This window comes from Halomonas sp. BM-2019, from assembly GCF_017584085.1.
This window is the reverse complement of record NZ_CP071922.1, coordinates 2,401,500-2,411,579: the sequence shown is the minus strand read 5'-3', so window position 1 is coordinate 2,411,579 and position 10,080 is coordinate 2,401,500. Positions and strand designations below refer to the sequence as shown.

Below are 10,080 nucleotides of genomic sequence, written 5' to 3'. Positions count from 1 at the left end.
GCATCGGCATGGCCTGGATCCCCGACTTCTGCATTCGTGAGGAGCTCAAGAACGGCCGGCTGGTCCGCGCCGGTGGAGAGGTAATCCTCCGCGGAGGGGCCCGAGCGGAACAGGCGTTCACGTATCTGGCTGGCGGAGATCCCCTCCACCAGCGGCACGCTGACCGATTCCCACTGGGGAAATAGCGACAGGTAGTAACTGGACTGGCCGCGGCTGGCCCCGATCAGGCCGATGCGCGGCAGGCGGGCGCTCTGTGGGCTGGCGATGTCGCGCACCTTGCGTTGCACGTCGCGCACCCAGACGTCGTTGTTGTAGAGCGCATCGAGCAGCGGTACCACGGCGAGTCGATCGTTCTCGTCGTCGTCGAAGGCGCTGCACAGCATGGCGCGGCGCTCGTCGAAGCGCCAGGGATTGCGCAGCGAGCGTGCCTGCCAGGAGGAGCCCACCAGCACGATCACCTGCCGTGCTCGCTTGAGGGCCTCGTGGATCACCGCCAGGTGGCCGAGATGGGGCGGCTGGAAGCGGCCGATGAACACCAGGCAGTCGAAATCGAAGGCGTCGCGATCGGTGTCCGGGCGGGCAGTCATGGCGAATCCTGAGGGGTCGGTGAGGGGCAGGCGGCGCCCATTATGGTCAGCCCCCGCGGGGCTTGGCAATCCGCCAGCGGCGGGGCGGGGCGGGTTACATTCGCGTATGCTGAACGTGACTCAGGGATTCGGGGAACCTCATGATCGACCTTCGGAAACTGATACCGACCGGCCTTTGGGCCACGCTGCTGTTCTGGTGGAACGTGACCCACGGCGCCATTCGCCTGTGGCTGGAGCGCAACGCCTTCAGCTATGCCGGTTCGCTGGCCTTCTACACGCTCTTCTCGCTGGCCCCCACGGTGATCATCGCGGTCACGGTGATCGGTCTGGTGCTGGGGGAGGAGGCCGCTCAGGGGCAGATCGTCGCCCAGCTCCAGGACACCATGGGGCATGAGGCCGCCGCCGCCATCGAGCAGGCGGTGGCCAGTTCGCGCATCGAGGAGTCGGGCCTGCTGCCCACCCTGCTGGGCGTTGGCGCGCTCCTGGTCGGCGCCACGACCGTCTTCGCCCAGATGCAGTTCTCCCTCAATACCATCTGGGGCGTGACCGCCCGGCCCAGCGCCAACAGCGCCCTGGTGTTCCTCAAGAACCGCCTGCTATCGCTGACCGTGGTGCTGTCGATCGGCTTCATCCTGCTGGTATCGCTGGTGCTGGGGGTGCTGCTGCGCGCCGCCCTTCAGGCCGCCGACGATCTGCTGCCCTTCGTGGGGTTCGTCACCACCGGGGCGGAGTTTCTGGTCACCCTGGCGGTGATCACGGCGCTCTTTGCCACCATCTTCAAGGTGCTGCCCGACGTGGTGCTGGGCTGGCGCGATGTCATCGTCGGCGCCGTGGTCACCGCGCTGCTGTTCGCGGTGGGGCGCTCGGCCATCGCCATCTACCTGGCCCACACCGCCACCGCCTCCACCTACGGGGCCGCGGGCTCGGTGGTGATGATCCTGCTCTGGGTCTACTATTCGTCCCTCATTCTGCTGTTCGGCGCGGCCTTCACCCGCTGCCACCTGGCCGAGCGGGGGCGCCCCCTGGTGCCGCGCAACAGCGCGGTGGTGGTCAAACGCGAACTCATGGACGACCAGGCACGCTGAGCCCCCGAGTGACGACGCAACGAGGCCGGCATGATGCCGGCCTCGTCCTGTCGCGCCCCGGCATCCGGGGCCTTGGGGGCCCGCCTCAGCCGCGGCCGAAGCGCTCGCGGGCCATGGCGTCGGCGATGGCGGCGGGGCTTCGCCCCTCGCGCTCGGCGCGGGCGAACAGCTCGTCCAGGGTGGCGCCGATGCCCTCGATATGCGCCATGACCGCCGTGCGGTGGTAGTCGTCCCGGCGTTGCCAGACGCCGCCGGCATTGGCCACGTAGTCGGGCGTGTAGAGGATGCCCCGCGCCATCAGCCGCTCGGCCATGGCCGGGGTGGCCAGCTGGTTGTTGGCCGCGCCGCATACCACCCTCGCCCTGAGCCGCGCCACGACGCCCTCGTCCAGCACGGCGCCCAGGGCGCAGGGGGCGAAGACGTCCGCCTCGGCATCGAAGATGGCCTCCGGGGGCACCGCCTCGGCGTCGAGCTCCTCGGCGAGGTGGACGAGCGCCTCGCGATCGACGTCGGTCAGCACCAGCCGTGCCCCGGCCGCATGGAGATGGCGAGCCAGATGGGCGCCGACGTGGCCCACGCCCTGGATGGCCACGCGCAGCCCCGCCAGGTCGGGGCGTCCCAGGGCGTGGCGCACGGCGCTCCTCAGCGCGCAGAAGACACCCCAGGCGGTGAAGGGCGAGGGGTCGCCGGACTCACCGTCGGCCTGACGCAGGCCGCCCACGTGGGCGGTCTCCTCGGCGATCACCTGCATGTCGGCCTCGCTGGAGCCGGAGTCCTCGGCGGTGACGTAGCGACCGCCCAGCGACTCCACCAGGCGGCCCATGGCGCGCAGCAGTTCGGGGCTCTTGTCGCGACGCGGGTCGGCGATGATCACCGCCTTGCCGCCGCCCAGGGGCAGGCCGGCGAGGGCGGACTTGTAACTCATGCCGCGCGACAGGCGCAGCACGTCGGTGAGCGCCGCTTCCTCGCTGGCGTAGGGGAAGATGCGCAGGCCCCCGAGGGCCGGGCCGCGGAAGGTGTCGTGGATGGCGATGATGGCGCGCAGGCCGCTGGCCTCGTCGCTGCCGAAGACGATCTGCTGGTGGTGGTCGAATTCCGGGTGGTGGAAGACTGGCATGGCGGGAATCTCCCTCGTGAGGATTGTCGTTGTGGTGGTGGCCCGGGTAGGGCGGGCGCCGCGCGCGATGGCTTGTGGCCAGGGTGGCGGGGCTGTTCCTAAGGTTAGAGCATCGTCATGGCGTGGGGAAGGGCGGGGCTGGCCGACGCGGGCACCCGGCTGGTAGAAAGGGGAGGGCGGTTCGCGGCGGTCATCGTTGAGTGGCCGGCGCCCGACAACCATCGAGGAGGGGAGTTGCCATGGAGAAGTGCTGCGTGAAGGCCCTGGTGACGGGCAAGGTGCAGGGCGTCTGGTTTCGCCGGGCCACCCAGGAGCAGGCCCTGCGGCATGGCGTGACCGGCTATGCCAGGAACCTGCCCGATGGCCGCGTCGAGGTGCTGCTGTGCGGCGGCCCCGACGCGGTGAAGGCGGTCAGCGAGTGGCTGTGGCGGGGGCCGGAGCGGGCCCGGGTCACCCATGTGGAGCTCGAGGTGATCGAGGTCCATGACCCGGACGACTTCCGTACCCTATAGGCGAGAGGCGAGGCGCCTGTCGGGCTGGGCCGGGATCTCAGGCCAGGCTGTCGGCGATCCAGTCGCTGACGGCCGGGCCATCGGCGTCGAGGCAGACCTCCACCAGGGGCGTGCGGGCCCAGCGCGCCTCGATGAAGGCGCGTCCCTGCGGGGCGAAGATCGTCTGGCCCTCGGCATCGCCCTCGGTCACCACCGTCAGGTGGCCGCGCGCCGTGGTGAACAGCTCCGGCCGGAGCAGCCAGGCGAGGGCGCAGCTGTCGTGGGGGCAGCAGCCCTCGATGCCCAGGAAGTCGCGGTAGAAGTCGCGATAGAAGGCGTAGCTGCCGGCGAGCACCCGGCCCAGCTCGCCTTGACCGGCCTCGATGCGCGCCATGTGCTCGGGCGTCAGCACGCAGCGGTGGGTGACATCCAGGCCGACCAGGGTCAGCGGCCAGCCGGCGGTAAGCACCCGGGCCGCGGCGTCCGGGTCGTTGAACATGTTGGCCTCGGCCACCGGGGTGACGTTACCCCCCTCGCGGATCGCGCCGCCCATGATCACGACCCGATTCACCCGCTCGGTGAGGGTGGGGTCGAGCTGCAGGGCCGCGGCCAGGTTGCCCAGGGGGCCGACGGCCACCAGGGTCACCTCGCCGGGGCGGCCGTTCACCGTATCGACGATAAATTGCGCCGCGCTGCGCGGATCCGCCCGGCCCCTGACCGCGGGCAGCGGTATATCGCCCAGGCCGTTGGCCCCGTGGATATGGGCCGGCGCGGGGTGGCGCGGCTTGATCAGCGGGGCGGCGGCACCCTGGGCCACGGGCACCTCGCGGCCGGCCAGCTCGGCGAGCAGCAGGGCGTTGCGGGTCGCCACCTCCACGTCCACGTTGCCGTAGGTGGTGGTCAGCCCCAGCAGCTCCAGCTCGGGATGGCGCAGGGCGATGGCGATGGCCTGGGCGTCGTCCACGCCCGGGTCGGTATCGAAGAGGATCGGGTGGCGCATCGCTGACTCCTTGGGGTGGGTGGGTGAGAGGGCGCCCCTCAGGAGGCCTCGGCGGCGAGCAGGGCCTCGACCTCGACGGCGCTGGCCCGCGCCAGGCAGGCCTCGACGTCGAGCCCCGCCTGGCGGGCCGCCAGGTAGTAGCCGATAAAGGTGTCGCCGGCTCCGGTGGTGTCCACGGCCTCGACCGACAGCGCCGGCCGGTGAAGGCGCAGGGCACCCTGGTGATACCAGGCGCCGTCGCCACCCAGGGTCAGCACCAGTTCGCATGCCGGCAGGCGGGCGGCCAAGGCATCGAGCAGCGTCTCGGCGCCGGCGTCCGCCCCGAGCCCGGCCAGGCCGGCCGCCTCGGTGCGGTTGATGAACAGCAGCCGGCACTGCTCGAGCGGCAGCGCGAGCACCGACGCCGCCATAGGCGCGGGGTTGAAGGCGATGGCCAGGCCGCGCTCGGCGGCCCGGTTCATCAGCCCCTCGAGGCCGTTGCACTCGTTCTGCAGCAACAGCCAGTCGCCCTCCGCGGCGCCCTCCACCAGGGCGGCGAGATCGCTGCCCCGGAAGCCATGGTTGGCGCCGGCGAAGAGGATGATGGCGTTCTCGCCGGCGTCGTCCACCTGGATGATGGCGTGGCCGCTGGGCTCGTCGACCAGCTCGACCCGGGTGACGTCGACGCCGGCCCGCGCCAGGCTGTCCCGCGCCCAGGCGTCCTGGCGGCCCAGGCGTCCCCAGTGGCACACCCGCGCACCGGCCCGGGCCATGGCCAGAGACTGGTTGGCCCCCTTGCCGCCCAGGCCCACGCGGTAGTCGTGGCTGGCCAGGGTCTCGCCGGGCGCGACCAGGTGCGGCACCCGGTAGACATGATCCAGGTTGATGGAGCCGAGGTTATGAAGCATCGGGGCGGGGGCGTCGTCGCGCATGGGGACCTCCCTAGTCGTCCTGCCAGGTGCGCAGGTTGTCGGCGGTCAGCGCCACCACGGTCTGGCGCGCCTCCGGGGTGATCCAGGCGTTGTGCGGCGTGACGATCAGGTTGAGGGGCTCGGCCAGGGCATCGATCAGCGGATGGCCATCGCGGGGGGGCTCCACCGGCAGCACGTCGACGCCGAGCCCGCCCAGGCGACCCTCGCGCAGCGCGGCCAGCGCCGCGCTCTCGTCGATGATGCCGCCGCGGGCGCAGTTGACCAACAGGGCGCCGGCAGCAGGTCGGCGAGGAGCTGGTGCCGGGTGGCCTCGTTCAGCGGGCAGTGCAGGCTGATCACGTCCGCTCCGGGGGCGAGCTCGGCCAGGCCCGGCCGGCTGTCGCCGGCCTCGTTGCCGGGGCGGGCGGCGAAGGTCACGCCCATGCCGAAGGCCTCGGCCAGCTGGGCGACCCGGCTGCCCAGCACCCCCTGGCCGACGATCACCAGCCGCTTGCCCTCCAGCTGCAGGGTGCCGTGGTCCATCAGGCAGAAGAAGGGGCTCTGCCCCCAGCGTCCCTCGGCCACGTCGCGCTGGTAGAGGGGCAGGCGGTTGGCCAGGGCGAGGACCAGCATCAGGGTGTGCTGGGCCACGCTGGCGGTGCCGTAGGCGGTGACATTCTTCACCGCGATGCCCAGCCGCTCGGCGGCGGCCAGGTCGATATTGTTGGTCCCGGTGGCGAGCACGCAGATGAGGCGCAGCGACGGCAGCGCCTCCAGGGTCGCGGCGTCCAGCACCACCTTGTTGACGATGGCGACCTGGGCGCCGGCCAGGCGCTCGCGGGCCTCGGCGCTGCTGCTGTGGGCATGGACGTCGAGGGTATCGACCCCCTCGCGAAGCGGGGCGAGGTCGATATCCTGACCGAGACTGGCGGCATCGAGGATGACGGCTTTCATGAGGGATCCTTGCGCTGTTGGGGTGCGTCTTGCCCGCACGGGTAGGGGGCACGCTATAATGTCGGGCTTTGGCAGGCTTGGATTCGCAGAGGCCCAGCCACATATTCGGTTTCGCCGGGCGTCCCGGCAGCATTCTGATCGGTTACCGTCATTTTCCGGAGTGATCAAACCATGCCCATCTACGAATACGAGTGCAAGGCCTGCGGTCAGCGCCTGGAAAAGCTGCAGAAGCTCAGCGCCACGCCGCTGACCGACTGCCCCGCCTGCGAGGCCCCCGAGCTTTCCCGGCTGGTCTCGGCGGCCGGCTTCCGGCTGGCCGGCGGCGGCTGGTACGAGACCGACTTCAAGTCGGGCAGCAAGAAGAACCTGGCCGCTGATTCGGCCGCCGCCGGCGACGCCAAGTCCCCGTCGAACACCCCTTCGCCGAAGAAGGAGGGCGCGGCGGCCTGAGGGCCGCCCACCGTCCCGCCACTTCCCTCATTACGCTAGAGAACAGGATACGCCATGCGCAGCCATTATTGCGGCCAGCTCAACGAGACCCTGGTGGACCAGACGGTCACCCTGTGCGGCTGGGTGCATCGCCGCCGTGACCACGGGGGCGTGATCTTCCTCGACATGCGCGATCGCGACGGCATCGCCCAGGTCGTGGTCGACCCCGATACCGCCGAGGCCTTCGCGACCGCCGACCGCGCCCGCAGCGAGTACGTGCTGCGCATCCAGGGCCGCGTGCGGCTGCGCCCCGAGGGTACCCAGAATCCCGGCATGCCCACCGGCCTGATCGAGGTGCTGGCCAAGGAAGTCGAGGTGCTGAACACTGCCGCCACGCCCCCCTTCCAGCTCGACGAGCACGGCAAGGTGGGCGAGGAGGTGCGCCTCAAGCACCGCTACATCGACCTGCGCCGTCCCGAGATGATCGAGAAGCTGCGCCTGCGCTCGCGGATCTCCCACAGCGTGCGCGCCTTCCTGGAAGGCCAGGGCTTCCTCGACATCGAGACCCCGATCCTGACCCGCGCCACCCCGGAGGGCGCCCGCGACTACCTGGTGCCCAGCCGCACCCACCCGGGCAGCTTCTTCGCGCTGCCCCAGTCGCCGCAGCTGTTCAAGCAGCTGTTGATGGTGGCCGGCTTCGACCGCTACTACCAGATCGCCAAGTGCTTCCGCGACGAGGACCTGCGCGCCGACCGCCAGCCGGAGTTCACCCAGATCGATCTCGAGGCCTCCTTCGTCGAGGAGGAGGACATCATGGGCATCGCCGAGGGGATGGTCCGCCAGCTGTTCCGCGAGGTGCTTGAGGTCGAACTGCCCGACTTCCCGCGCATGCCCTACAGCGAGGCGATGAACCGCTTCGGCTCCGACAAGCCCGACCTGCGCATCCCGCTGGAGCTCGCCGACGTCGACGACCTGATGGCCCAGGTGGACTTCAAGGTCTTCTCCGGCCCCGCCAAGGCCGCCGACGGCCGCGTGGCGGCGCTGCGCGTGCCGGGCGGTGCGCGGCTCTCGCGCAAGGAGATCGACGACTACACCAAGTTCGTCGGCATCTATGGCGCCAAGGGGCTGGCCTGGATCAAGGTCAACGAACGCGCCAAGGGCCTCGAGGGGCTGCAGTCGCCCATCGTCAAGTTCATGGAGAACGTGGTCGAGGAGCTGCTCGAGCGCCTCGGCGCCAAGGACGGCGACATCATCTTCTTCGGCGCCGACCAGGCGCGCATCGTCAACGAGGCGCTCGGCGCGCTGCGCGTCAGGCTGGGCGAGGATCTCGAACTCTACACCTGCGAGTGGGCGCCGCTGTGGGTGGTGGACTTCCCGATGTTCGAGGACGATGGCAGTGCGCGGATGCAGGCCCTGCACCACCCCTTCACCGCCCCCTCCTGCGACGTGGAGACCCTGCGGCGCGACCCCGTCTCGGCCCTCTCCCGGGCCTACGACATGGTGCTCAACGGCACCGAGCTGGGCGGCGGCTCCATCCGTATTCACGACCAGGCGATGCAGCGCGCGGTACTCGAGGTACTGGGCATCGACGAGGCCGAGGCCCGCGAGAAGTTCGGCTTCCTGCTCGACGCCCTGCACTACGGCGCGCCGCCCCACGGCGGCCTGGCCTTCGGCCTGGATCGTCTGGTGATGCTGATGGCCGGTGCGCGCACCATCCGCGAGGTGATCGCCTTCCCGAAGACCCAGAGCGCGGCCTGCCTGCTGACCGACGCCCCCGGCGAGGTGAGCGGCGAGCAGCTGCGCGAGCTGCACATCCGCCTACGGCAGAAGGCGAAGCCGGAAGGGCAGGAGTGACGCTGTCCCTTCCCTGACGCCGCACGCCACCGGCGCCCTGGGGCGCCGGTGGCACATGCTGGCAACCTGCCAGGCCAAGGAGCCCCCATGTCGAGGTGCGTTCGAGTCGTCGCGGAGTCGGCGTCATGCTGATCCTGGGGATCGACCCCGGTTCGCGGATCACCGGCTACGGGGTGCTCGATGTCTCCACCGCGACGCCGCGCTATGTGGCCAGCGGCTGCATTCGCATCCGGGCCGACGACCTCGCCCAGAAGCTGGCCCAGGTCTATGCCGGCGTCAGCGAGCTGATCGCCGTGCACCGCCCCGGCGAGTTCGCCATCGAGCAGGTGTTCCTGTCGAAGAACGCCGACTCGGCGCTGAAGCTGGGCCAGGCGCGGGGCACCGCCATCGTCTGTGCCGCCAACCACGGCCTGCCGGTGAGCGAGTACGGCCCGCGCCAGATCAAGCAGGCGGTGACCGGCTCAGGGCGCGCCGAGAAGGCCCAGGTACAGCACATGGTGACGGCGGTGCTGGGCCTCTCCGCCACGCCCCAGGCCGATGCGGCGGATGCCCTGGCCATCGCCCTGACCCACGCCCATGCCCGTCGCGGCCTGCTCCAGTTAGGCAGCTACGGCGGCCATCGCAGCCACCGCAAGGGTGGCACCTGGCGCGATTTCCGGCCCTGAAACCGTCGCCTTGCGGCGACGCGCGGGGCGTGTCGCCGGCATTGCCGAACGCTGTTTGAGGGTGGGCTGGCCACCCGCTTGGGCGACCAGTATAGTGGCCACATCGGTGGCGCCCGGCCGCCATTTCCTGCAGTGAAGGATTCGGATTTCCCCATGATCGGACGCCTGCGAGGCACTCTCCTCGAGAAGCAGCCCCCCTGGCTGGTGGTGGACGTGGCCGGCGTCGGCTACGAGCTGGAAGCCTCCATGACCACCCTGGTGGCCCTGCCGGCCGTCGGCGAGGGCGTGTCGCTGCACACCCACCTGATCGTGCGTGACGACGCCCACCTGCTTTTCGGCTTCGCCCGGGAGCAGGAGCGGGCGCTGTTCCGGGCGCTGATCCGGGTCAATGGCGTCGGTCCCCGGCTGGCCCTCGCGATCCTCTCCGGCATGGACGAGGCCGCCTTCCGGCGCTGCGTGCTCGACGACGACGTCAAGACCCTGACGCGGCTGCCCGGCGTGGGCCGGAAGACCGCCGAGCGGCTGATCATCGAGATGCGCGACCGCTTTCCCCACTGGGAGCCGGGCGATACCGCCCTGGCGGGGCTGGCCGATGCCGCCTCCGCCCCGGCGGCAAGGCCGGACCCGCTGGCCGACGCCGAGGCGGCCCTGGTCAGCCTGGGCTACAAGCCCGCCGAGGCGGCCAGGATGCTGGCCGGCCTGGAGGACGAGGGCAGCACCGAGACGATGATCAAGGCGGCGCTGAGCCGTCGGATGGCGGGGTAGGGCGATGCTGGAGAACGATCGCCTGATCGCCGCCGATCTTCGCGAGGGCGAGGAGCCCATCGATCGCGCCATCCGCCCGAAGCGGCTGGCCGACTACATCGGCCAGCCGCGGGTGCGCGAGCAGCTGGAGATCTTCATCGGTGCCGCCCGCGGGCGCGGCGAGAGCCTCGACCACACCCTGGTGTTCGGCCCGCCGGGACTCGGCAAGACGACCCTGGCCAACATCATCGCCGCGGAGATGGG

Annotated in this window: 11 protein-coding genes and 1 pseudogene; 7 read left to right on the top strand and 5 right to left on the bottom strand. The window is 70.7% G+C overall.

The window, feature by feature from the left end; translation table 11 throughout:
• The coding region (locus J5F18_RS12020; protein WP_346298861.1) for an adenylyltransferase/cytidyltransferase family protein at positions 1-587 on the bottom strand (587 nt) is incomplete at its 3' end.
• Between the two features lie 140 nt (positions 588-727).
• On the opposite strand from J5F18_RS12020, the gene J5F18_RS12015 reads away from it, so the two are divergent.
• Positions 728-1,672: a YihY/virulence factor BrkB family protein gene (locus J5F18_RS12015; protein WP_346298860.1), complete on the top strand. Its 945-nt coding sequence runs from the start codon at positions 728-730 to the stop codon at positions 1,670-1,672.
• 85 nt (positions 1,673-1,757) lie between these two features.
• On the opposite strand, the gene J5F18_RS12010 is transcribed toward J5F18_RS12015, so the two are convergent.
• Complete coding sequence (locus tag J5F18_RS12010) at positions 1,758-2,789, bottom strand: Glu/Leu/Phe/Val dehydrogenase dimerization domain-containing protein (RefSeq protein ID WP_346298859.1); 1,032 nt, start codon at positions 2,787-2,789, stop codon at positions 1,758-1,760.
• 239 nt (positions 2,790-3,028) lie between these two features.
• Here J5F18_RS12010 and J5F18_RS12005 point away from each other — a divergent pair, with 239 nt between their 5' ends.
• The gene (locus J5F18_RS12005) at positions 3,029-3,301 is read left to right on the top strand and encodes an acylphosphatase (protein ID WP_346298858.1); all 273 of its coding nucleotides are present in this window, start codon (positions 3,029-3,031) and stop codon (positions 3,299-3,301) included.
• A 37-nt stretch (positions 3,302-3,338) separates the two neighbouring features.
• Here the strand turns inward: J5F18_RS12005 and J5F18_RS12000 are convergent, their stop codons facing one another.
• The 3 genes and pseudogenes from J5F18_RS12000 to J5F18_RS11990 form a co-directional block, all read right to left on the bottom strand.
• Positions 3,339-4,280, bottom strand: a complete 942-nt coding sequence (locus J5F18_RS12000; RefSeq protein WP_346298857.1) for a nucleoside hydrolase — start codon at positions 4,278-4,280, stop codon at positions 3,339-3,341.
• 38 nt (positions 4,281-4,318) lie between these two features.
• Positions 4,319-5,191: a ribokinase gene (locus tag J5F18_RS11995; RefSeq protein WP_346298856.1), complete on the bottom strand. Its 873-nt coding sequence runs from the start codon at positions 5,189-5,191 to the stop codon at positions 4,319-4,321.
• A gap of 10 nt (positions 5,192-5,201) precedes the next feature.
• Positions 5,202-6,124, bottom strand: a pseudogene (locus J5F18_RS11990) (NAD(P)-dependent oxidoreductase).
• A gap of 171 nt (positions 6,125-6,295) precedes the next feature.
• Here J5F18_RS11990 and J5F18_RS11985 point away from each other — a divergent pair.
• From J5F18_RS11985 to J5F18_RS11965, 5 genes are all read left to right on the top strand, one after another.
• Entirely contained in the window at positions 6,296-6,574 is a 279-nt protein-coding gene (locus J5F18_RS11985) for a zinc ribbon domain-containing protein (protein ID WP_346298855.1), read from the top strand.
• Between the two features lie 54 nt (positions 6,575-6,628).
• Complete coding sequence (gene aspS, locus J5F18_RS11980) at positions 6,629-8,407, top strand: aspartate--tRNA ligase (protein ID WP_346298854.1); 1,779 nt, start codon at positions 6,629-6,631, stop codon at positions 8,405-8,407.
• A gap of 125 nt (positions 8,408-8,532) precedes the next feature.
• Positions 8,533-9,072: a crossover junction endodeoxyribonuclease RuvC gene (gene ruvC / locus J5F18_RS11975; protein ID WP_346298853.1), complete on the top strand. Its 540-nt coding sequence runs from the start codon at positions 8,533-8,535 to the stop codon at positions 9,070-9,072.
• A 153-nt stretch (positions 9,073-9,225) separates the two neighbouring features.
• Positions 9,226-9,837 carry a Holliday junction branch migration protein RuvA gene (gene ruvA / locus J5F18_RS11970; protein WP_346298852.1) on the top strand — a complete coding sequence of 204 codons (612 nt, stop codon included), beginning with the start codon at positions 9,226-9,228 and terminating at the stop codon, positions 9,835-9,837.
• Between the two features lie 4 nt (positions 9,838-9,841).
• On the top strand, positions 9,842-10,080 hold a 239-nt coding region (locus J5F18_RS11965), incomplete at its 3' end, for an AAA family ATPase (protein WP_346298851.1).